Origin of the sequence: Candidatus Fukatsuia symbiotica (assembly GCF_003122425.1) — a bacterium.
Lineage (GTDB): Bacteria > Pseudomonadota > Gammaproteobacteria > Enterobacterales > Enterobacteriaceae > Fukatsuia > Fukatsuia symbiotica.
Genome location: NZ_CP021659.1, coordinates 48,839 through 72,542 on the forward strand (window position 1 = coordinate 48,839; position 23,704 = coordinate 72,542).

The 23,704-nt window shown below is 44.3% G+C and carries 15 protein-coding genes, 1 tRNA gene, 3 rRNA genes and 5 pseudogenes; 15 read left to right on the top strand and 9 right to left on the bottom strand.

Translation table 11 applies throughout. The features are described from left to right. The first annotated feature begins 42 nt into the window (after positions 1 to 42). From mltD to CCS41_RS00205, 3 genes and pseudogenes are all read left to right on the top strand, one after another. On the top strand, positions 43 to 1,296 hold the full coding sequence (gene mltD / locus CCS41_RS00195) for a murein transglycosylase D (protein ID WP_072550779.1): 1,254 nt from the start codon (positions 43 to 45) through the stop codon (positions 1,294 to 1,296). Positions 1,297 to 1,411: 115 nt separating this feature from the next. Continuing rightward, the gene (locus CCS41_RS00200) at positions 1,412 to 2,194 is read left to right on the top strand and encodes an endonuclease/exonuclease/phosphatase family protein (RefSeq protein ID WP_072550780.1); all 783 of its coding nucleotides are present in this window, start codon (positions 1,412 to 1,414) and stop codon (positions 2,192 to 2,194) included. A gap of 266 nt (positions 2,195 to 2,460) precedes the next feature. Then, positions 2,461 to 3,285: pseudogene (locus tag CCS41_RS00205) on the top strand (IS5 family transposase). Positions 3,286 to 3,305: 20 nt separating this feature from the next. On the opposite strand, the pseudogene CCS41_RS17465 reads toward CCS41_RS00205, so the two are convergent. From CCS41_RS17465 to CCS41_RS17475, 4 genes and pseudogenes are all read right to left on the bottom strand, one after another. Then, positions 3,306 to 3,500 (bottom strand): annotated as a pseudogene (locus CCS41_RS17465) (transposase); the annotation flags it as partial. Positions 3,501 to 3,514: 14 nt separating this feature from the next. Continuing rightward, positions 3,515 to 4,477 (bottom strand): IS110 family RNA-guided transposase, encoded by a 963-nt coding sequence (locus CCS41_RS00210; protein ID WP_072550650.1) that lies wholly within the window; start codon positions 4,475 to 4,477, stop codon positions 3,515 to 3,517. A 233-nt stretch (positions 4,478 to 4,710) separates the two neighbouring features. Further along, positions 4,711 to 5,195 (bottom strand): annotated as a pseudogene (locus CCS41_RS17470) (transposase); the annotation flags it as partial. Positions 5,196 to 5,514: 319 nt separating this feature from the next. After that, positions 5,515 to 5,709 (bottom strand): annotated as a pseudogene (locus CCS41_RS17475) (IS701 family transposase); the annotation flags it as partial. Between the two features lie 51 nt (positions 5,710 to 5,760). On the opposite strand from CCS41_RS17475, the gene CCS41_RS00225 reads away from it, so the two are divergent. After that, on the top strand, positions 5,761 to 6,129 hold the full coding sequence (locus tag CCS41_RS00225; RefSeq protein WP_072549715.1) for an IS630 transposase-related protein: 369 nt from the start codon (positions 5,761 to 5,763) through the stop codon (positions 6,127 to 6,129). A 265-nt stretch (positions 6,130 to 6,394) separates the two neighbouring features. After that, positions 6,395 to 6,586, top strand: a complete 192-nt coding sequence (locus CCS41_RS17480) for a transposase (protein ID WP_240313922.1) — start codon at positions 6,395 to 6,397, stop codon at positions 6,584 to 6,586. 14 nt (positions 6,587 to 6,600) lie between these two features. Here the strand turns inward: CCS41_RS17480 and CCS41_RS15855 are convergent, their stop codons facing one another. Beyond that, positions 6,601 to 6,840: a hypothetical protein gene (locus CCS41_RS15855; protein ID WP_119797000.1), complete on the bottom strand. Its 240-nt coding sequence runs from the start codon at positions 6,838 to 6,840 to the stop codon at positions 6,601 to 6,603. 79 nt (positions 6,841 to 6,919) lie between these two features. Between CCS41_RS15855 and CCS41_RS00240 the strand changes: the two genes are divergently transcribed. From CCS41_RS00240 to cmoB, 10 genes and pseudogenes are all read left to right on the top strand, one after another. Then, the gene (locus CCS41_RS00240) at positions 6,920 to 7,744 is read left to right on the top strand and encodes an IS701 family transposase (RefSeq protein WP_205411441.1); all 825 of its coding nucleotides are present in this window, start codon (positions 6,920 to 6,922) and stop codon (positions 7,742 to 7,744) included. A 21-nt stretch (positions 7,745 to 7,765) separates the two neighbouring features. Then, positions 7,766 to 7,894 (top strand): hypothetical protein, encoded by a 129-nt coding sequence (locus tag CCS41_RS16980; RefSeq protein ID WP_275887662.1) that lies wholly within the window; start codon positions 7,766 to 7,768, stop codon positions 7,892 to 7,894. Positions 7,895 to 8,267: 373 nt separating this feature from the next. Continuing rightward, positions 8,268 to 9,813: ribosomal RNA gene (locus CCS41_RS00245) — 16S ribosomal RNA — on the top strand. 80 nt (positions 9,814 to 9,893) lie between these two features. Then, positions 9,894 to 9,969, top strand: a tRNA-Glu gene (locus CCS41_RS00250). 189 nt (positions 9,970 to 10,158) lie between these two features. Next, positions 10,159 to 13,070 (top strand): 23S ribosomal RNA (locus CCS41_RS00255). Between the two features lie 84 nt (positions 13,071 to 13,154). Beyond that, positions 13,155 to 13,270, top strand: a 5S ribosomal RNA gene (rrf, locus tag CCS41_RS00260). The 16S, 23S and 5S rRNA genes sit together here with 1 tRNA gene alongside, the layout of an rRNA operon. A 1,008-nt stretch (positions 13,271 to 14,278) precedes the next feature. Continuing rightward, complete coding sequence (locus CCS41_RS00265) at positions 14,279 to 15,571, top strand: HAAAP family serine/threonine permease (RefSeq protein WP_072550988.1); 1,293 nt, start codon at positions 14,279 to 14,281, stop codon at positions 15,569 to 15,571. A 549-nt stretch (positions 15,572 to 16,120) separates the two neighbouring features. After that, entirely contained in the window at positions 16,121 to 18,616 is a 2,496-nt protein-coding gene (mrcB, locus tag CCS41_RS00270) for a bifunctional glycosyl transferase/transpeptidase (RefSeq protein WP_072550987.1), read from the top strand. A gap of 91 nt (positions 18,617 to 18,707) precedes the next feature. Then, on the top strand, positions 18,708 to 19,505 hold the full coding sequence (gene cmoA / locus CCS41_RS00275) for a carboxy-S-adenosyl-L-methionine synthase CmoA (protein ID WP_072550990.1): 798 nt from the start codon (positions 18,708 to 18,710) through the stop codon (positions 19,503 to 19,505). After that, a pseudogene (cmoB, locus tag CCS41_RS00280) lies at positions 19,502 to 20,424 on the top strand (tRNA 5-methoxyuridine(34)/uridine 5-oxyacetic acid(34) synthase CmoB). Before cmoA ends, cmoB begins: the two are co-directional and overlap by 4 nt. Positions 20,425 to 20,485: 61 nt before the next feature. Here cmoB and CCS41_RS00285 read toward each other — a convergent pair. The 4 genes from CCS41_RS00285 to prmB all read right to left on the bottom strand — a co-directional run bounded on the left by CCS41_RS00285 (position 20,486) and on the right by prmB (position 23,692). Then, positions 20,486 to 20,749, bottom strand: coding sequence for a YjbD family protein (locus CCS41_RS00285; RefSeq protein ID WP_072550985.1), 264 nt, complete (start codon positions 20,747 to 20,749; stop codon positions 20,486 to 20,488). 58 nt (positions 20,750 to 20,807) lie between these two features. Further along, on the bottom strand, positions 20,808 to 21,344 hold the full coding sequence (locus CCS41_RS00290; protein WP_072550984.1) for an elongation factor P hydroxylase: 537 nt from the start codon (positions 21,342 to 21,344) through the stop codon (positions 20,808 to 20,810). Between the two features lie 167 nt (positions 21,345 to 21,511). Continuing rightward, positions 21,512 to 22,585 (bottom strand): chorismate synthase, encoded by a 1,074-nt coding sequence (gene aroC, locus CCS41_RS00295; protein WP_072550983.1) that lies wholly within the window; start codon positions 22,583 to 22,585, stop codon positions 21,512 to 21,514. A 171-nt stretch (positions 22,586 to 22,756) separates the two neighbouring features. Next, positions 22,757 to 23,692, bottom strand: a complete 936-nt coding sequence (gene prmB, locus CCS41_RS00300) for a 50S ribosomal protein L3 N(5)-glutamine methyltransferase (protein WP_072550989.1) — start codon at positions 23,690 to 23,692, stop codon at positions 22,757 to 22,759. Positions 23,693 to 23,704 lie beyond the last annotated feature (12 nt).

Below are 23,704 nucleotides of genomic sequence, written 5' to 3' on the forward strand. Positions count from 1 at the left end.
CGCTCACCTTTTAACCAACTAGATAGAGGTATTAAGACGTCGATGAAGACTAAAGCGATATTTCTCGCCTCGGTCTTGCTTGTAGGGTGCCAAACGTCCAAGCTTGGCAAACAGGTTCCCGTACAGCATGCACAGAGTTTGTCTTCAGCAAATATAGAAAATGAAGCAGGAAAATATACAGATACCAGCCGAGAGAGCTCGGTACGATCGGCTAACAATAGCTTTTCGCAAAAGAATCTGTGGGGCTTTATTAGTAACGAGCTGAAGATAAAAGTTCAGGACAATGCTTTGATCCTTGAGCAAAGACAAAAATATTTAAAAAGTAAGAGCGATCTCCACGATGTAATGGTACGAGCAGAGCCTTATCTGCACCTGATTGTATCGCAGATTAAGAAACGTAATATTCCAATGGAATTGGTGCTGATACCCATAGTGGAGAGTGCTTTTGATCCAAGGGCTACCTCATCTGCCAATGCTGCAGGGCTATGGCAAATAGTACCTAGTACTGGGTTGTATTATGGTTTGAAACAAAATCAGGGGTACGATGGTCGCCGTGATGTATTGGCTTCGACCAACGCTGCGCTTGATTTGATGCAGAATTTGAACGATACCTTTAATGGTGATTGGTTGCTCACTGTGGCTGCTTATAACAGTGGTGAAGGTCGGGTTCGACAAGCAATAAAAGCCAATAAGGCACAGGGTAAACGGCTTAATTTTTGGGCGTTATCACTTCCTCGTCAAACCTCTGTTTATGTGCCCAAAATGCTTGCTCTAAGTGACATCATCAAAAACCATAAAGAGTACGGTTTCAATTTGCCGGAAACGAGTGAAAAAAATGGGTTAGCCCGTGTTGATGTTGGACAACAGATGAAGCTCACTCGAGCGGCTGAGATGTCAGGTTTATCGCTGGCTCGTCTGAAATCCTATAACGCGGGATATAAACGCAATGTGACAGCCTCTCCCTATTACATTATGTTGCCTAAGTCCCATGCTGTACAATTTAGAAATTCACTGGCAGAGGCTAGATTTACAGGAGTTCAGTCCACTCAGTTGGCGAAAAACAGTACCAGTTCTTTGAAGGTAAGAAAAAGACTACAGCTTGCAAACAGTACTGGTGGCAATAGCGTTACCTATCAGGTTCGTAGAGGTGATTCAGTTGCTAGTATTGCCAAACGTCATGGCATCAACGCCAAAGATGTAATGCGATGGAATTCGGTAGTCAGTCAGTCAAACAGTTTACGGCCAGGTTTAGAATTGACGTTGTTTGTAAACGACAAAGCAAACCCGGATAGCTGAGATCATGAGTCACCGTCCGTTACTCTATGCTACCGTCGTACAATCCTCTGATATGAGTGTATGTCTTGATTGTGGTATATGATCACGATTATTGGTAACGGAACAGACAAGTAGCGTGCCGAAACGAACTTATGCAATGAGGTATGTGGCAGGTCGACCCGTTGAACAAATTTTTCCGGGTTCGGCTCGTCCGCTGGGACGGGAGTTGCCATTGGGTGAGCCTTTACGGACATCAAAATTTTTACGTGTTATGGTGTGGAACATTTTTAAGCAGCAGCGTACCAATTGGCTCTCTATACTTAAAAAATTTGGCAAGGATTCTCAACTTATATTGCTTCAAGAAGCACGGACTACACCTGAAATGGTACGCTTCGCTACATCTAACTATCTGGCTGCAGATCAGGTTCCTGCTTTTAAGTTTCCGCATCATCCCTCTGGTGTAATGACTTTAGCTGCAGCTCATCCTGTCTATTGTTATCCGCTACGCGAACGAGAGCCGCTGTTACGTTTATCTAAATCTGCACTAATCACTGTTTATCCCATTCATGACAAACGTCTACTGATGGTAGTGAATATTCATGCAGTAAATTTCAGCTTGGGTGTGGATGTTTACAGTAAACAGCTTGGGCCAATAGGTGAACAAATCGCGCTGCATCCAGGACCATTAATATTAGCAGGAGATTTTAACGCATGGAGCCGTCAACGGGTAAATGCACTACGTCTATTTGCACACAAGATGGAGTTACAGGAAGTCGAGTTTCTTATTGATAACCGCAGTCGAGTATTTGGGCGTCCACTAGACTTTGTTTTTTTTCGTGATCTATATGTGGCTGAGGCATTGGTGTTAGCGACTCGAGCTTCTGATCACAATCCCCTGCGGGTCGATTTTTTGCTATAAAATATAGTGTTATCAAATACGGTTTTACAAATGAAATCTAATCTAACCTGAGTTCGGGATAAGCCGATTATTTTATAATGTGACGATATTTGCACAATAGACCTCTTCGGAAACTATAGCAGGCGCCATGTAACGTGATCACTTTTGTTAATAAATATTAATTAATATCAATATGTTATTTCTAATTTTCATAATCAACTGATACGGCGCCTGCTATAGCATTCATGTAGGAATGTTGTTAAAAATCTCCTGAACAAGGAGCCCCCATGAAATATGAACAAATAAAGGTATTGGAAGAGGAAAAATTTCGGCGCTTAACTCGGAGTTAAACGCAGTACATTTGAAAAGATGATAAAGATATTGAATGAAGCAGATAAATGTAAGCAAGGGAAAGGAGGTCGGAAACCCAAGCTGGGTTTAGAAGATCGCTTATTAATGGCCCTTGAGTATCTACGGGAATATCGCACTTATTTTCATGTTAGCCGAAGCGATGGGGTGAGTGAGAGCACCTGCTATGAAACGATTAAATGGATAGAAAATACGCTAATAAAGCATCCTGATTTTGCACTCCCTGGACGCAAAGCTTTATTAAAAAGTGATAGGGAGTATGAGCTCGTTCTTATTGATGCCACAGAAACGCCGATTGAACGTCCCCAAAAAAACAAAAGCAGTTTTACTCAGGAAAAAAGAAACGACCCACCTTAAAAACCCAAGTGATCGTCGATAAAAAAAGCAAAGCAGTCATCTGTACAAGCTTTACTCATGGGAGGCGTCATGATTTTAGGTTGTTCAAAGAGTCTGGCGTGCGAATACATCCTGAAATCAAAACAGTGACAGATACAGGTTACCAAGGGCTTGGCAAGATCCATTCAAACTCGGCGTTGCCTAAGAAAAAGACAAAGAAAAATCCCTTAACAAAAGAAGATAAACGCAACAATCGTGAGTTATCAAGCCAGCGTGTATTAAACGAAAATGTCATTGGTATGATTAAACGATTTAAAATCGTATCAGATCGTTATCGAAACAGGCGAAAACGTTTTGGATTACGATTTAATCTGATTGCAGCAATTTATAACATGGAAATTAGATAAATCAGAGTTTCCGAAGAGGTCTAATGTAGAGCTAATTTTGGTTTGGATGGTGTAAGGCAGTAAGCGTCGATGCCGCCGAGTAAATTGACGATAAAATGCTGTGGTGGGCGGTGACGAATCTGCCCTATTTGTCACATATTTTGTAGTTGTTCAAAAACGGTTTCAACCAATGACCGTTTACGCAAAAGGGCGTTATCAAACACCGTGTGCTCGACAGATACCGTCTTGATTACGTCTTTGCAAGCGCTATTTTTGTATCAAAAGGGAGACCTGATTTCAGCACGCCATAGGCCAGTTGGAGTAATTTACGCATTGCAGCACAGACACCGACTTTTCCCCCTTTATTTCGTTTTACCCATCGTTTCCATTGAGATTTTATTATTGGGTTGTAAGTGATGGAGCTAAGGGCTGGCATATATAGCGCTTTTCTGAGTTCTGTACACCCGACTTTTGAGAGGCGGCTACGCCCTTTAAATGCACCTGATTCGCACAGTTTCGGATTAAGCCCTGCGTAGGCGACCACTTGCTTGCTGCTAGTAAATTTTGATACATCACCGACAAACGCCAATAAAGTGGCACTCAATATTTCGCCTATACCAGGAATACTCTCCAAGAGATGCTTATTCTTTTTCAGCCCGGGGGAGTTATTAATATGCTCTTTAATTTTCTGTTTTATCTCGACAATTTGTTTTTCTAATGCACAGATACTGTCTGTCAAAAAAGGCTGGACTATTTCATCTGCCCCCTCTTTTCGGTTACATTCCATCTGTTTCATTTCGACTAAATGATTAAGACGACGTATCAGTGCCATAAGCTGACGTTCATTTAACGGGGCGGGAAACCAGCGTGCTGGCGAATAAAGCGCGCAATAACGCGCAATCATCTTCGCATCCCCTTGGTCCGTTTTGTTACGACTCAGCTCACTTTGAGCAAAGGCATGAATGCGGGCGGGGGTTTCCACACTGACCTCAATCCCGTTATCCACTAAAAAAGTGGCCAGTGGCACACTGTAATGGCTGGTTGCTTCCAGGCAAATGTGGCAGTCACCGTAAGGAAGTAGCCACTTCAGCAAGTCGCTAAAACCGGATGGGGTATTGTTAAACACTTTTGTTTTATATTTTTTTCTTTCAATCCAGACAGCCACATCGAACTTTAATTTTGCTATATCAATACCGACGGGGGTTTTGTCCATCAGATACACTCCAGACATGACAGTAAAAATCAGAGAATTCGCCAAGATCATCCTTATAAATACGTGCTCAAAGCACAAGATACCGTTCGGTCTTGAAGGCGATGATGAATATGTCACCGGGGTTTTATCTGTCTTACAAGCTTTAAAGCTTAAGGCTTCATTCAAACTCACCGCTGACATCCCAATGATCAGTTGGGGATCATTATCCTTTCAAAGCTAATAATCAAGATATAAGGCTTCATGTTGCGACGAACTCGAGTGTTCAAGGCGCCTCCCTTTTCTTTCAGCTGTTGTAACAATGTGTTAGAAATATCTCCTTTATCTGCATAAAGCTGGCCAAAAAGCCCTGTGACCAAGTCAGGAAGGGGTTTTCTATCGTCACCATTCCCACGGGTTAGACGAATACTGAGTAGTTCTCCCCGATGCTTAATGAGCACATGTCATTTAAAGCCAAAAAACCAGCCGGTTGAACTTTTCCCCCGTTCTGCCAAGCCTTGAAAAACACGATGACGCTTAATACGCAGGTTATCACAGACGGCAAGCGGCGTGGAATCAAAACTACACTGTACCGCTATAGCGTCATCAGCTCTGCCAAAGAAAGAGAACTGGCACGGATACGCCGCTTGGACCCGTCCGTTAGGAGCTTTGCATTGAGTAGTGGCTCAAATTTTTTGCAAAAATCATCCATTAAGCAATAAAGTTCGGTAATATCGTTCATGAATGTCTCGCTATTTCGTGATGAATAATGTCCGCAAACATCATTATCTTGAAGTACGAGGCACTTATCTATTCTTGAGCAAAAAATTAGAGAAAATAAACGTCAATTCCTTATCCCGAACTCAGGTTAATCTAATCTAATCTAATTTAGTTTTGAGAGCCTATTCGAAATCGTCGTGAGTGAAGCTCAGGTGAAGGAAAAATGGGTGAGAAAGCGTAGTTACTTTTTTTGTATGTAACAAAAGGCAGTGAACGTATATGTTGAGCGCATTTTTGACTGAGTATCAAAGAATACAATAGACCACGAGTTTCGTAGAAAATTACCCAGCGCTAGGATAAACCAACAGCAATTTTATATGGCTAGCAATAGATCCTTTAATAACATCCCAATTTTGTTGGTAAAGGGTGATGTTTTCCGATAGGCGACACTTATGCTGGTCAAACCAAGCAGCAATAGAGAAAAAAATATAATTTCTTTGCGTCCGATCCGTGCGAGCCTGACAGCGTTCAATACCACTTATCAATGGATATAGCGTAGGCTGTATAAATTGATGTATAATTTCAAGATGACTTATCCATTAAAATTTCGCCAACATGTATTGGCTATTAAAGAGCAAGAAAAGCTTACATATGCCCAAACGGCCACACGTTTTTGTATTGGGACCGCAAGTCTGATGCGCTGGGCTAAACGAATAGAACCTTGTCTGACACGTGATAAACCCGCCAGTAAAATAGCTCGAGCGGCGTTGATTCTTGATGTGGAAACCTACCCTGATGCGTCTCAATACGAGCGAGCCCAACGTATGGGAGTGAGCGCTAGAGGTATCTGCCATGCGTTGAAACGGGCAGGGTTTAGCTATAAAAAAAACATTTTATCATCCAAAAGCCAACGCCCAATCCCGAGAAGATTTTCAGATCAAGATCCAGGCCTATGAAGCCAGCGAGACCCCTATTATTTACGTTGATGAAAGCGGTTTTGCTCATGACATGCCCCGCCTCTACGGCTATTGAGCTAAAGGTAAGCGGTGTTACGGTCAACATGATTGGCACGCTAAAGCACGTACCAATGTCATTGGCGCTCAGCTTAACGGAAAATTAACCACCGTTTGTGCCTTTGAATACAATATCAATAGCGATATTTTTCATGCGTGGGTAACCCAAGACTGACTGCCAAAAATCCCTCAAGGGGCTGTTATCGTGATGGATAATGTGAGCTTTCACAAACGCCAGGATATCCAGTCTACTATACAAAAATCTGGTTTTATTCTGGAATATCTCCCGACGTATTCTCCTGACCTCAACCCGACTGAGCACAAATGGGCTCAGGCTAAAGCCCTTCGTAGGAAACGACAATGCGATATCGACACTCTCTTTTCTGACCCTTTATTTTGAATCAATTTATACGGCTACAGCCATAACTCCGCAAGTGGCCATAGCCCTTTGGGACGGAATAGGCTATTTTTTAACCAATATCTGATACTTTCATGGGATAAAAATGATGCACTTACCTCTGGTAGTGCCAAACCAGAGAACCTTACGCTACTTGCCTGCAAAAATACTCTGTCAAGCGCTTTCATACAGTCATTGATGATTCGGTATTCAACCATTACCTCATCAGCTTTTTTTAAAATTTTATCTTTTACCATTTTTTATTGAACACGAGTTTCGCACTGTAATAAATGAGGGTAAAAGAAGAGTAGAAAAAAAGATAAGAATGGTAATGAGATGTCAGGTTATCCCTGTACGAAAGACCTTTATAAAGCATTTTTACAAGCGAGTCGTGTGAGATATTCTGGTCTGGCGTTGTCAGAAGTGAGCCCGTCGAGGGTATCCCATGATAGCGTAATTCGCAGGTTAAAGAGCCGCTGTTTTCGTCCCAAAGAGTTGTGTCAACTTGTCGCACCCTCGATTGAGCGGGGAGCGCCTTGTTTAGTGATTGCGGCTGATACTGTGCTAGCAAAAAAACGGAGTAAGAAGATAGAGCTGTTTCATTATCAATATTCTGGTAATGAACAGGGTGTTATAGCCGGTATTGGTTTGGTTAATCTGCTGTGGCAGGGTCTTGAAACGGGAGAGTCAGTGCCTATTGACTACCGAATTGACGACAAAGAGACCGCCGGAAAAACAAAAAGTTCGCATTTTTGCGACATGCTCAAACTGGCAAAAGCGAGGGGCATAAGCCCTGAAGCGGTGGTGATGGATGCGTGGTATTCAAGTTTAGATAATCTCAACGCCATTCGTTCTCCTGGCTGGATTGGGGTCACCACGTTGAGAAAGCACCGGATAGTTAATCGTAACGTAACATTAGCCTCACTTGATATTCCAGAAGAAGGACTTTCAGTACACCTGCGGGGCGATGGTTGGGTGACAGTCTTCAAGTTTGTGGCCAAACACGGTTGCATTGATTATGTTGCTACGAACCAAGAGACCCCCACCCGGGGACAAATTAGTGCTGTCACCGAAGCCCGTCGGTCTGTTGAAGTTTATCATCGGGAAATCACACAAACTTGTGGCATAGAACGCTGTCAGGCCCGCACAGGCCGGGCGTAAAGAAATCATATTTTTCTGGCCATGGCTGCCTGGTTTGAACAACATAAACGCCGTCTGTCCGAAAAAATAACTCTTTACCAACAAAATTGGGCTGTCATTAAAAACGCCATTACCGAACACATCAGATTACTCTTGGCTTCCCCAGGTTAGATCCGTGCGTAACTCGTGTTGAAGTGCGAAACTCTCGTAGATTTCGAATTAGGCTCTAACACTTTATGTGATATTTTTGGCGGGTAAACAAGCAATTAAAATTCTTTTTCAAATTAAGGGTTGCAGGTTGAGATAAACTCCCTATAATGCGCCTCCACTGACGTAAGGTGATTTAACGAACCTTCGCAGTAGCTCTTTAACAATTAATCAGACAATCTGTGTGGGCACTGGCAATATGCTATCGCTTGGTTTTGAAAAAGACTGGGCAAAAGCAAGAATAAAGTGCTGAAGAATGTATGAATCCGTGATCGTTTTGTTTTTTACTGCAAAGTGGTTGAGGCTGATTTCATATTGAAGCGCAGAGCAGTAAATAAAATTGAAGAGTTTGATCATGGCTCAGATTGAACGCTGGCGGCAGGCCTAACACATGCAAGTCGAGCGGCATCGGGAAGGTAGCTTGCTATCTTTGCCGGCGAGCGGCGGACGGGTGAGTAAAGTCTGGGGATCTGCCTGATGGAGGGGGATAACTACTGGAAACGGTAGCTAATACCGCATGATGTTACGCGACCAAAGCGGGGGACCTCCGGGCCTCGCGCCATCAGATGAACCCAGATGGGATTAGCTAGTAGGAGAGGTAATGGCTCCCCTAGGCGACGATCCCTAGCTGGTCTGAGAGGATAACCAGCCACACTGGAACTGAGAGACGGTCCAGACTCCTACGGGAGGCAGCAGTGGGGAATATTGCACAATGGGCGCAAGCCTGATGCAGCCATGCCGCGTGTGTGAAGAAGGCCTTCGGGTTGTAAAGCACTTTCAGCGAGGAGGAATGAAGCAATGCAAAGAGTGTTGCTAATGGACGTTACTCGCAGAAGAAGCACCGGCTAACTCCGTGCCAGCAGCCGCGGTAATACGGAGGGTGCGAGCGTTAATCGGAATTACTGGGCGTAAAGGGCACGTAGGCGGTTTCTTAAGTCAGATGTGAAATCCCCGAGCTTCACTTGGGAACGGCATTTGAAACTGAGAGTCTAGAGTTTTGTAGAGGGGGTAGAATTCCAGGTGTAGCGGTGAAATGCGTAGATATCTGGAGGAATACCGGTGGCGAAGGCGGCCCCCTGGACAGAGACTGACGCTGAGGTGCGAAAGCGTGGGTAGCAAACAGGATTAGATACCCTGGTAGTCCACGCTGTAAACGATGTCGATTTGTAGGTTGTGGTTATAAACTGTGGCTTGCGGAGCAAACGCGTTAAATCGACCGCCTGGGGAGTACGGCCGCAAGGTTAAAACTCAAATGAATTGACGGGGGCCCGCACAAGCGGTGGAGCATGTGGTTTAATTCGATGCAACGCGAAGAACCTTACCTACTCTTGACATCCAGAGGAGTCGACAGAGATGTTGACGTGCCCTTCGGGGAGCTTTGAGACAGGTGCTGCATGGCTGTCGTCAGCTCGTGTTGTGAAATGTTGGGTTAAGTCCCGCAACGAGCGCAACCCTTATCTTTTGTTACCAGCACGTAGAGGTGGGAACTCAAGAGAGACTGCCGGTGATAAACCGGAGGAAGGTGGGGATGACGTCAAGTCATCATGGCCCTTACGAGTAGGGCTACACACGTGCTACAATGGCGTATACAAAGAGAAGCGAGCCTGCGAGGGTGAGCGGACCTCATAAAGTACGTCGTAGTCCGGATTGGAGTCTGCAACTCGACTCCATGAAGTCGGAATCGCTAGTAATCGTGGATCAGAATGCTACGGTGAATACGTTCCCGGGCCTTGTACACACCGCCCGTCACACCATGGGAGTGTTTTGCAAAAGAAGTAGGTAGCTTAACCTTTGGGATGGCGCTTACCACTTTGTGAACCATGACTGGGGTGAAGTCGTAACAAGGTAACCGTAGGGGAACCTGCGGTTGGATCACCTCCTTACCTGAAGATAGGTATTGCGTGGTGTCCACACAGATTGTCTGATAGAAGTCGTTTCGTTTTTGTGCACTGAATATTTTTCCGTCCCCTTCGTCTAGAGGCCTAGGACACCGCCCTTTCACGGCGGTAACAGGGGTTCGAATCCCCTAGGGGACGCCATTTATTGGTATGAAAGAGGCAGTATAAGCGAGACAAAATATCTTAAAGCGTGTGATGGAATGTGTTTTAAGATATTGCTCTTTAATAATCTGGAACAAGCTGAAGCTGAGGCGATGAAGTCATGCGTGATGAAAATTAGGCGTGTGTCGTTGTGAGAACTCAGTACCCGAAGACAATTTCGGGTTGTAAGGTTAAGTAATGAAGCGTACAGGGCGGATGCCTAGGCAGTCAGAGGCGAAGAAGGGCGTGCAAATCTGCGAAAAGCGTCGGTAAGCTGATATGAAGCGAGAGAGCCGACGATCCCCGAATGGGGCAACCCAGTGCAATAAGTTGCACTATCGTTAGATGAATAAATAGTTTAACGAGGCGAACCGGGGGAACTGAAACATCTAAGTACCCCGAGGAAAAGAAATCAACCGAGATTCCCCTAGTAGCGGCGAGCGAGAGGGGAGCAGCCCAGAGTGTGTATTGTTAAGAGTGGTTAGGGGAATGACCTGGAAAGGTCGGCGATAAAGGGTGATAGCCCCGTACCTAAAAATGCGCTGACATTGCACTCAAAGAGTAGAGCGGGACACGAGAAATCCTGTTTGAAGACGGGGGGCCCATCCTCCAAGGCTAAATACTCCTGACTGACCGATAGTGAACCAGTACCGTGAGGGAAAGGCGAAAAGAACCCCGGCGAGGGGAGTGAAAGAGACCCTGAAACCCTGTACGTACAAGCAGTGGGAGCCTTGAATAGGGTGACTGCGTACCTTTTGTATAATGGGTCAGCGACTTATATTTTGTAGCAAGGTTAACCGTTTAGGGGAGCCGTAGGGAAACCGAGTCTGAATAGGGCGACGAGTTGCAAGGTATAGACCCGAAACCCGGTGATCTAGCCATGAGCAGGTTGAAGATAGGTTAACGCCCGTTGGAGGACCGAACCGACTTATGTTGAAAAATGAGCGGATGACTTGTGGCTGGGGGTGAAAGGCCAATCAAACCGGGAGATAGCTGGTTCTCCCCGAAAGCTATTTAGGTAGCGCCTCGTGAGATTATCTTCGGGGTAGAGCACTGTTTCGGCTAGGGGGCCATCCCGGCTTACCACCCCGATGCAAACTGCGAATACCGAAGAATATATCACGGGAGACACACGGCGGGTGCTAACGTCCGTCGTGAAGAGGGCAACAACCCAGACCGCCAGCTAAGGTCCCGAAGTCATGGTTAAGTGGGAAACGAAGTGGGAAGGCGAAGACAGCCAGGATGTTGGCTTAGAAGCAGCCATCATTAAAAGAAAGCGTAATAGCTCACTGGTCGAGTCGGCCTGCGCGGAAGATGTAACGGGGCTAAACCATGCACCGAAGCTGCGGCAGTGGTGATTACAGATGTAATGACTGTTGGGTAGGGGAGCGTTCTGTAAGCCGCAGAAGGTGAATAGAGATGTTCACTGGAGGTATCAGAAGTGCGAATGCTGACATAAGTAACGATAAAGCGGGTGAAAAACCCGCTCGCCGAAAGACCAAGGGTTCCTGTCCAACGTTAATCGAGGCAGGGTGAGTCGACCCCTAAGGCGAGGCTGAAAAGCGTAGTCGATGGGCAACAGGTTAATATTCCTGTACAGTTTGTTATGACGAAGTGGTGACGGAGAAGGCTATGTTATCCGGGAGACGGTTTACCCGGTTCAATCGTGTAGGGAGTGCAGTTAGGCAAATCCGGCGGCACACAATCTTGAGGCGAGATGAGGAGGTACGTAAGGTACGTAAGTAACAGATGCCCGGCTTCCAGGAAAAGCCACTAAGTGAGATGTAACAGACGATCGTACCCGAAACCGACACAGGTGGTCAGGTAGAGCATACTAAGGCGCTTGAGAGAACTCGGGTGAAGGAACTAGGCAAAATGGTGCCGTAACTTCGGGAGAAGGCACGCTGATGTAGGTGAGGCACTGAGAACGTGCTGAGCGTATGTGAGTCGCAGAGACCAGCTGGCTGCAACTGTTTATTAAAAACACAGCACTGTGCCAACACGCAAGTGGACGTATACGGTGTGACGCCTGCCCGGTGCCGGAAGGTTAATTGATGGTGTAATCTGCGAGGAGAAGCGCTTGATCGAAGCCCCGGTAAACGGCGGCCGTAACTATAACGGTCCTAAGGTAGCGAAATTCCTTGTCGGGTAAGTTCCGACCTGCACGAATGGCGTAATGATGGCCAGGCTGTCTCCACCCGAGACTCAGTGAAATTGAACTCGCTGTGAAGATGCAGTGTACCCGCGGCAAGACGGAAAGACCCCGTGAACCTTTACTATAGCTTGACACTGGGACTTGAGAACTAATGTGTAGGATAGGTGGGAGGCGACGAGATGTGGACGCCAGTTTGCATGGAGCCGTTGTTGAAATACCACTCTTTATTTTTTGATTTTCTAACTTAGCGCCGTGACCCGGCGCAAGGACAGTGTCTGGTGGGTAGTTTGACTGGGGCGGTCTCCTCCTAAAGCGTAACGGAGGAGCACGAAGGTTAGCTAATCACGGTCGGACATCGTGAGGATAGTGCAAAGGCATAAGCTAGCTTGACTGCGAGAGTGACGGCTCGAGCAGGTACGAAAGTAGGTCTTAGTGATCCGGTGGTTCTGAATGGAAGGGCCATCGCTCAACGGATAAAAGGTACTCCGGGGATAACAGGCTGATACCGCCCAAGAGTTCATATCGACGGCGGTGTTTGGCACCTCGATGTCGGCTCATCACATCCTGGGGCTGAAGTAGGTCCCAAGGGTATGGCTGTTCGCCATTTAAAGTGGTACGCGAGCTGGGTTTAGAACGTCGTGAGACAGTTCGGTCCCTATCTGCCGTGGGCGTAGGAAGATTGAGGGGGTCTGCTGCTAGTACGAGAGGACCGGAGTGGACGCATCGCTGGTGTACGGGTTGTCATGCCAATGGCATAGCCCGGTAGCTAAATGCGGAAGAGATAACCGCTGAAAGCATCTAAGCGGGAAACTTGCCCCGAGATGATTCTTCCCAGAGATAGTAATCTCCGAAGGGACGTTTAAGACGAAGACGTAGATAGGCTGGGTGTGTAATTGCAGTGATGCATTGAGCTAACCAGTACTAATGACCCAGGAGTCTTAACCTTACAACACCGAAGTTGTTTTATGTTGATTCAGCTTGCTTCTAGAAGCAGACATGTTGAGAGAGACATGTTGAGAGAAAGAATTTGCCTGGCGGCCCTAGCGCGATGGTCCCACCTGATCCCATTCCGAACTCAGAAGTGAAACATTGTAGCGCCGATGGTAGTGTGGGGTTTCCCCATGCGAGAGTAGGACACTGCCAGGCATCCATTTTTAAGGTAGTAGTTGGTATCCGAAAGGGTTATATTGGACAGATACTAAGATAACTGAAGCCCTGTGTGAAAACGCAGGGCTTCAGTTTTTTGTAATACCAATGCGACTCACTAGTGCATTGATATTGGTTTTTTACTTTAGGATTATTGGTTAACTCTGAAGCAATTTTTAAGGTAACGTAAGCTAAATCTTATATCTATAAATGGAACGGAGGGTTTTTATAATGAATGATATTCCTGAATTCTGTCCAATAGTTACTGGACTGACATCGAAATTTTAGATATTAATTTTATAAATTACAAAAAATTACGTATATAATGGGAACAGATATAAAATAAATTCTGTTAAAAAATTAATGAGTAAAATAAATAATACATAACGAATTGTTGTAAAATAATAATTCTCTTTATATCGGTATGTTATTTATCTTTAATGATATATAAACAGGGTGTACATATTGAAATCACTGTCAATTAATATTATTTATAAATAACTGAGAGTAATTTACTAAAACTATCTAGAGAGTTTATTATTTTTTATGAGAATAAAGTAACTAATAATATTTTGTTTTTGAGATAAATTATTCATAATGAGCTAAATGAGGCAGTATAAAAAGGCGATATTCTTTTAATATAATCCTAAATTCTTATGCAACATATTGAAATAAATATAATAATCATATGAAAATTTATTCTGTATTTGGGATGATGATCACGGTAGTGATTACTTATAATGGTTATCTTCTCGCTAGCGAGTCAACATGATAGAGTATAAAGTGGAACGAAGAAATAAATTATAATGGAGTAATGCTCACCTTTTTTACTGTTACGGCTAAATCTATATTGAATAGCGTAGTATGTAATAGTTAAGGTGCAAATTTAGATAAGATTATTTTGATGGAGTTTTTACCTGATGTAATTATGAGAATCAGTAACACATTAACAGGTAGATAAGCGTCAGTTATTAATTCCAACTTACGGTGTTTAAATCGGAGATTTCTATGGACACTACTCAATCAGCCGCCAGTGTATCTCAGAAAAGAACACTAGTGGGTACATGGCGAAAAAGTGATACCACATGGATGTTAGGTTTGTATGGCACTGCTATTGGCGCTGGTGTTCTTTTTTTGCCAATTAATGCGGGTGTGGGGGGCTTATTGCCATTAATAATTATGGCTATCATCGCTTTTCCAATGACTTTTTTTGCTCACCGTGGTCTATGTCGTTTCGTTCTTTCCGGAAAAAATCCGGGTGAGGATATTACAGAAGTGGTTGAAGAACACTTCGGCATTGGTACCGGAAAACTGATTACCTTGCTTTATTTTTTTGCTATCTATCCGATCTTGTTGGTTTATGGTGTGGCTATTACTAACACTGTCGACAGCTTCATAGTCAATCAAATACATCTGCCATCACCCCCACGGGCTATTTTGTCACTTATTTTGATCGCGGGCTTGATGATTATCGTTCGTTTTGGTGAGAACTTCATGGTTAAAGCGGTAAGTGTATTGGTTTTTCCCTTTGTTGCCGTACTCACGCTACTTGCTTTATACCTGATCCCCCATTGGTCTGGAGCGATTTTTGAAAGTTTATCCGTAGAGGGTAACGGTGTCGGGCAGGGGATGTTAATGACGCTGTGGCTGGTTATCCCAGTAATGGTCTTTGCGTTTAACCACTCTCCTATTATCTCGGCTTTTGCCGTGGCAAAACGTGAAGAATATGGTAATGCTGCTGAGGAGAAATGTTCACGCATTCTGGTGTATAGCCATATCCTGATGGTATTAACGGTAATGTTTTTCGTATTTAGTTGTGTATTGAGCCTGTCTCCGGCAGATCTGATGGCAGCCAAGGCTCAAAACATTTCCATTCTTTCTTATCTGGCTAATCGTCTTAACACACCCATCATTGCCTATGTAGCACCGATTATTGCCTTTGTTGCGATCAGTACCTCTTTTTTTGGTCACTATATGGGTGCTCGTGAAGGTTTTAACCGCATGGTTATCAAATCATTGTACAGAAAAGGTAAAACTGTTCACCCTGACAAATTAAACCGTATAACGGCATTTTTTATGCTGGTGAGCACCTGGATTGTGGCGACGCTAAATCCCAGTATTTTGGGTATGATTGAAAATTTGGGAGGTCCGATCATTGCCATGCTACTATTTTTGATGCCCATGTATGCTATCAACAAAGTGCCGGCTATGCATAAGTATCGTGGTGATATTAGTAATATCTTTGTGATTATTATGGGATTGATATCTATTTCGGCGATTCTTTATAGCCTTTTAGGCTAATCATCTGTTGGCTGGATTATGATGGCCAGCCACTGATTAGATTTCTTATGACTATCAAGGGCACTAACAGTTATGTTCCTCTCTTCTTAATTGGATAGCAATTTTCTAGACATATTGATGTGACTAAGGAAAATTGCTTTTCATATATTAGTAAAGAGCTTCTTTTGTCGGTTGTATACTTATTTTACTTGAAGATGCTGGTTTTTTTATAGCTAGCTTGGCTTTATCTGCTGAAATAAAATTGGGTCAATTAAATATAAATCCTAACTTATTCTCACTAACAACCATTATTACTTTATTTTTTTCTATATCAAATAGGATATAAAAAAATCTATCTGATACTTCTAAAATAATATGGGTACCGGCTGCTACAGATTTTGGTCATTAGCGGTCCATTGTCTAGACTTGTGATATCATAAATTTACAAAAAAGTACTGTAATAGCCAGCAATACTGACAAGCTGCCCAATACAGAGGTAATCTAGGTAGACAGTGGGTTTCAGTCTCATATGTAATACAGAGTAAGCGGTGACGATTTGGAGAATAAAGTATGTCGCGGAATGACCGTAATCCTCTCGACCGTGATCCCATCGGGCGGAAAAAAAGAAAATCAATCAGTAATCCTAAACAGAAAAAACCATCAGCCAGGCGGCGTGACGATGATGAAGAAAATTTTCTGGAAGAGGGTGACGAGGAGCAAGAATCAATGCGAAGCAAGAAAAAATCGTCTCCAGTACGGAAAAAACGTCGTTGGTTGGGATTATCGATCAAATTATTTTTAGTCATTGTACTTCTGTTGGTGGGCTATGGTGTTTATCTTAACGGAGAAATTCGTAAACGTATTGATGGTCAAGTCTGGGATCTGCCAGCAGCGGTATATGGTCGTGTGCTAAACCTTGAACCGGGTATGGCCTATAGTAAAAAAGAAATGATTAATTTATTGGAGGCGATGCAATATCGTCAGGTTAGTCGCATGACTCGCCCCGGTGAATTTACCGTGCAAGGTAGCAGTATTGAAATGTTACGCCGTCCATTCGATTTCCCTGACGGTAAAGAAGGACAGATCCATGCTCGTCTGCTGTTTAGCAATGATCATCTCACACAAATCGAAAATTTGGACAATCAGCGCCGCTTTGGTTTTTTTCGGCTGGATCCTAAATTAATCACCATGTTGCAATCTCCCAACGGAGAACAACGCTTATTTGTCTCCCGTTCTGGATTTCCTGAATTGTTGGTGGATACGTTGTTGACAACCGAAGACCGTCATTTTTATCAACATGATGGCATTAGTTTTTATTCAATTGCTCGTGCAATATTGGCTAATCTAACGGCAGGAAAAACGGTACAGGGTGGTAGCACTCTAACTCAACAATTAGTCAAAAATATGTTTTTGACTAATGAGCGTTCTCTGTTACGTAAGGCTAATGAAGCCTATATGGCGTTATTGGTCGATTATCGCTACAGTAAAGATCGTATCTTGGAATTGTACCTTAATGAAGTATATCTCGGCCAGAATGGCAGCGATCAAATCCGTGGTTTTCCTCTGGCAAGTTTGTATTATTTTGGTCGCCCAGTGAACGAACTGAGTTTGGATCAACAAGCGATGCTCGTTGGCATGGTAAAAGGTGCTTCTTTGTATAATCCATGGCGTAACCCTAAACTGGCACTAGAACGGCGCAATCTGGTGTTGAAATTGTTGCAAAACCAAGGAGTTATTGATGCTGAATTGTATAATATGCTCAGTGTGCGACCATTGGGAGTACAGCCCAGAGGTGGAGTGATTTCTCCACAACCGGCTTTTATGCAAATGGTACGTCAGGAATTACAACAAAAACTGGGCGATAAAGTTAACGATTTATCTGGAGTAAAAATTTTCACCACGCTAGACCCTGTTTCACAGGACGCGGCGGAAAAATCGGTTGAAAATGGTATGCCGGTGTTGAAGGCGGCACGTCATATTGATGATTTGGAAACAGCTATGGTAGTGGTCGATCGCTTAAGTGGTGAAATCCACGCGATGGTAGGCGGTGCTCAGCCACAATTTGCTGGATTTAACCGCGCGATGCAGGCTCGTCGTCCAATCGGCTCGCTAGCGAAACCATCGACTTATTTAACGGCGCTGAGTCAACCGGATAAATACCGTTTAAATACTTGGCTAGCAGATCAGCCTCTAGCGCTCAAACAGCCCAATGGTTCTGTATGGCAACCGAAAAATTATAATCGTCAGTTTAGTGGTCGTACGATGCTACTGGATGCATTAGTGAATTCGCTAAATGTCCCGACGGTCAATTTGGGTCTGTCGGTTGGATTAGATCAGATTAGCGCGACTTTACAACGTTTGGGAATTTCATCTTCAGTCATCAATTTGGTGCCCGCTATGTTATTAGGATCGACCAGCCTGACACCGCTGGAAGTGGCGCAAGAATATCAAACTATCGCCAGTGGTGGTAATCGTGCAACCTTATCTGCGCTACGTGCAGTGATTGCCGAAGATGGAACGGTACTGTATCGTAGCTTTCCACAGGCTGAACGTATGATCCCTGCTCAAGCCGCTTATCTGACCCTGTATGGGATGCAACAAGTTGTAGTACGTGGTACTTCACGCGCACTGGAGGCAAAATTTTCGCATTACAATCTGGCAGCGAAAACCGGAACGACCAATGATCTCCGTGATAGCTGGTTTGCCGGAGTGGATGGTAAAGAGGTTGCTATCGTTTGGGTCGGTCGTGATAACAATGGTCCGGCACAATTGACCGGGGCTAATGGTGCTTTAACTCTGTATCGTCGTTATTTGGAAAACCAAACGCCATTGCCGCTGACGTTACAGCCACCGGAGGGGATTGTTGAAATGAACATTGATGCTGCCGGTAACTTCATCTGTGGTACTGACAGTCATTGGCGCACTATTCCTGTTTGGACGGAAAATCCGTCCGGGCTTTGTAAAATGACTCAAGAAGCACCACGGCAATTCGAAGAACAGCTGTTTGAAGAACATAAATCGGAAGAAGATGGTGTTACTAATTGGATTAAAGATATCTTCGGGTAGTTATGGATTACAATCAGGGGAGAAGGTTTAACACAAATTCCATGCATTATCTGTTAGAATGCTGGCTTTCAATTTCTTAGTTATCGCTACGATGCTAGACACTCATTTTCCTTTTCCTGAAGATAGTCTGCCTGAACGGAGACTTCAGGCACAGCGTGATAATTTATTTGCTACGCCAATCGCGAAACTGGGTGATTGGACATTCGATGAACAGGTAGCAGACGTGTTTCCCGATATGATCCAGCGCTCAGTACCAGGTTATGCCAATATCATTACCATGATCGGCATGTTGGCCAAGCGTTTTGTGCAGCCTCATAGCCAAATTTATGATCTCGGCTGTGCTTTAGGGGCTGCTGCGCTCTCTGTGCGCCTTAATATTGATGTTCCAGGTTGTAAAATTATTGCTATCGATAATTCACCCGCGATGGTTAATCGTTGTCGTTACCATATCGAAGCTTTACCCGCAGATACACCAGTGGAAGTGATGGAAGCGGATATTTTGGCTATTCCACTGGAAAATGCCTCGATGGTAGTGCTTAATTTTACTTTACAGTTCATTAACCCAAGCGATCGCCAGCATTTATTAAACCGAATTTATCAAAGCTTGAGGCCCGGTTGTGTCTTGGTTTTATCCGAAAAATTCACTTTTGAAGACGCCCAGGTTGGCGAACTCCTGTTCGATATGCATCATGATTTTAAACGTGCCAACGGCTATAGCGAATTAGAAATCAGTCAAAAGCGCAGCATGCTAGAAAATATCATGCTGACCGATTCGGTAGAAACTCATAAAAAACGTTTACGTCAGGCAGGATTTGAACACACAGAGCTTTGGTTTCAGTGCCTTAACTTTGGTTCTCTGATTGCGTTAAAAACAGAAAAAACCACATGATTGAATTTGGTGATTTTTATCAACTTATTGCCAAAGGTTCTCTCAGTCATTGGTTGGATAAACTGCCTAGCCAACTCAGTCGTTACCGGTGTGAGGCCCAACAGGGTAAATTTAAAAGCTGGCTTAATACGGTAGCAAATTACCCCCGCTTATACCCAATAGGCTGGATCTATTGTGTCCTGTACATGCTGATATCAGTCCAGCACTGTCTACGGGTCAACGTGAAGGGATTGAAAAGAGGTTGAGGGCCTTAATACCTTGGCGTAAAGGCCCTTTTTTCCTATACGGTATAGATATCAATACAGAGTGGCGCTCGGATTGGAAATGGCAGCGGGTATTACCTCATATTAACCCACTGGTGGGACGTATCGTCCTTGATGTCGGTTGTGGCAACGGCTATCACCTTTGGCGTATGGTGGGTGCTGGAGCAAAACTCGCTGTCGGTATCGATCCTATGCCATTATTCCTTTGTCAATTTGAAGCCGTACGCAAATTATTAGCCGGTGATCAGCGTGCCCACTTGTTACCGCTAGGCATCGAACAGCTGCCCGTTTTAGCGGCCTTTGATACCGTATTTTCGATGGGAGTGCTCTATCATCGCCGTTCCCCACTGGAGCATCTTTATCAACTTAAGAATCAACTCCTGCCTGGAGGGCAATTGGTTCTCGAGACACTGGTTGTGACAGGAGATCGCCACCAGGTGCCAGTTCCGGGTGATCGTTATGCCCAGATGCGTAATGTTTATTTTATCCCCTCTACCGAAGCACTTAAATCCTGGTTGGAAAAATGTGGCTTTATTGACGTCAGTATCATCGATACCACAGTAACGACACCCGATGAACAGCGCCGAACCGATTGGATGACCAACGAATCTTTGGCTAACTTTCTCGATCCACAAGATAGTAGCAAAACAGTATAAGGTTATCCCGCACCCTTACGTGCCATTCTTATCGCCCATAAACCGGACTGATCACTGTGAGTTAGCGTGACGGCCTGGTGCTAATTGAATCTGACCAATTAAAGGTTGTCGTACTGGATGTTGTTTTCGCCCCTTTTCTTTTTGAACGATTTGCTGTGGCAAGCTTGGCACGTTTTTGCATGATGTCACTAACGGCAGCATCTTTAATTTTATTTTGTTCTGAGTTAGTCAAGGTGCGCCCCAGGTTGACTCTAGCTCTACCCAACTGGGTTTTGACTTCAAGTTGTTCAGATGCCGTCATCTCTTTTAGTGTTAATTTTTTCATTTTTTTCTCCTTAAATTTACCGATGTTATCCATCAAGATAGATGAAGAGTCCACAATTTTATATTCTCACCGCGGAGAAATGTGCTGCTGTCAGCGGTGGCGTTTTGTAAAAAGAGTGTAATGCCTGGATAAAACACACAGTGCGTGCTGAGATCCCTTGCGTTAAATAGCACAACACCTGCTCATGCACTTTGCAGAGAAATGCTTCTCGATCTGGCTCACTATTGCCCTGTAAATTGTCACAGCTGACGTTAAAAGGGAAACCAGCCGCTGTACAAAACAGCCATTCCAGCGCTTGCGGTTTAATCTCTAACTTCTCAAACTGACTTTGCTTCAGGGCATCACGACCATCAGGGCAGTACCAATAGCCAAAATCGACTAATTTTCGTCTTTCTTCCCCAGCTATACACCAATGGGCAATTTCATGCAAGGCACTGGCATAAAAACCGTGAGCAAAAATAATCCGATGGTAACTTGTTTGTTCATTGGCTGGCAGATAAATAGGTTCGTCATCACCTTTTAGCAAGCGTGTATTGTAATGGTTAGTGAAGCATTGGTTAAAAATAGTGATCAACTGCTGATAATGATGTCTCATGATAATGTCTTTTTTAATTGATATACCTGTTTGACATGAAGATACGGGTTTTTGTGTTTAGACGAATATTATCAATTTTTAATAAAAATCATAACGTTGTGCACTGTTAAATGATCTAATTTCCCCCGTGTTTTGAATGGTGATGAGTATATTACACATCGTTTTGTTCAAACAGGTTGTGGCTCGCCACACTGTGCTCTCTGGCGTAGTAGATGATCCATTAATATAATTGCCATCATGGCCTCTGCGATTGGCACCGCACGCAGTCCGACACAGGGATCATGGCGTCCAGAAGTGACTATTGCCACCGTTTCACCTTGGCGATTGATTGTTTTTCCAGGCACCCTAATGCTTGAGGTCGGTTTCAATGCCAGATGTGCGATCAGTGGTTGTCCACTGCTGATACCTCCCAAAATACCCCCAGCATGGTTACTTTGAAAACCCTGCATGGTGATTTCGTCACGATTTTCACTACCACGTTTATTAACCACGGAAAAACCGGCACCTATTTCCACACCTTTTACGGCATTAACACTCATTAACGCATGAGCTAAATCCGCATCCAAACGATCAAATACCGGTTCCCCCAAACCCACGGGCACATTCTCAGCCACTACCGTTATTTTCGCACCAATAGAGTCGCCCACTTTTTTTAAATCGCGTATCAAAGCATCAAGTTGCTCCAGTTTACTCGCATCTGGACAGAAAAATGGATTTTCTTCAACTAAATTCCAGTCTTTCAGCTCACAACAAATATCGCCGATCTGAGACAAATAGCCACGTATTTGTATTCCACTGTGTTGCAACAAATATTTTTTAGCGATTGCCCCAGCTGCAACACGCATTACTGTTTCACGGGCGGAAGCACGCCCGCCGCCACGGTAATCGCGCACACCAAATTTCTTTTCATAGGTATAATCAGCATGACCGGGGCGGAAAGTGTCTTTAATCTCACTGTAGTCCTGTGGGCGCGGATCCGTATTTTCAATCATCAAGCCAACACTGGTGCCACTCGTCACACCGCCGAAGACGCCTGAGAGGATATGTACCCGATCCAACTCAAGACGCGGTGAAGTATAACGAGAAGCTCCCGGACGCCGTCTGTCAAGATCTTTTTGTAAATCCTCTGGAGAAAGAGGAATACCAGGCGGAACACCGTCAATAATACAGCCCAAAGCGATGCCATGAGATTCACCAAAGGTGGTGACACGGAAAAATTGTCCAATACTATTACCAGCCATCAAGACTCCTTATCAATAGACTTCTTGCAAAAACTACTATGTGCTGCGAATTCTGCGTTACGTGTGCTAGCAATCCTCACGTATTGCGTGTACCGCCGCAGTTGCTGTGCTCCGAGAGCTTTGACTTCAACATCCCTCGCTACGGTTTTGTAAGAAGTCTAATGATATTTATTAATTACGATAAAAACAAAAATGATGGTGGTATTCCTTCAATTGTTGCTGAGTCAGCATAAAAACCCCATCTCCCCCTCTATCGAATTTCAGCCAATTAAAGGGAATATTAGGATAGTGTTCTATGAGCCTGACCATGCTGTTACCTACTTCGCAAATCAACACACCGTCATCTTGCAAAAAATCTGGCGCACAAGCCAAGACACGATTTATCAATTTTAGACCGTCACTCCCTGCGACCAATCCCAATTCAGGTTCACAACGAAATTCAGGGGGTAAATCCGCCATATCTTCGGCATCGACGTACGGCGGATTAGTCACGATCAAGTCATATTGCATCGGTGGTAAATCGCGGAACAAATCAGAGCGAATTGGCGTGACTCGCTGTTCAACCGCGTGCTGTTGAATATTGTATTCAGTCACTGCCAACACTTCCTCTGAAATATCAACGGCATCAATCTCCGCTTGTTCAAAGGCATGTGCACAAGCAATGGCAATACAACCACTGCCAGTACAAATATCTAAAATGTATTTGGGAATACCGACCAACAAATCATCAAAACGCTTATCAATCAGCTCACCAATGGGAGAGCGGGGCACCAAAACACGCTGATCGACATAATATTCTTGTCCACAGAACCAGACCTTATTAGTGAGATAGGCTACCGGGATACGCTTTTCAACACGGCACTTCACCCGTTCAACGATGAGCTGCCGTTCATCTGAGATTAAACGGGCATGGCACAAAATATCTATCGGCATATCTACCGGCAAATACAGACTGGGGAGAACCAATTTCAATGCTTCGTCCCAAGGATTGTCAGTACCGTGACCATAATAAAGATCGGCAGCATTAAAGCAGCTAACCGCCCAGCGCAGCATATCCACAACGGTATGTAATTCGTTTACCACTTTATCGACGAAAATTTTTTTCAATTTTTTGGCTCC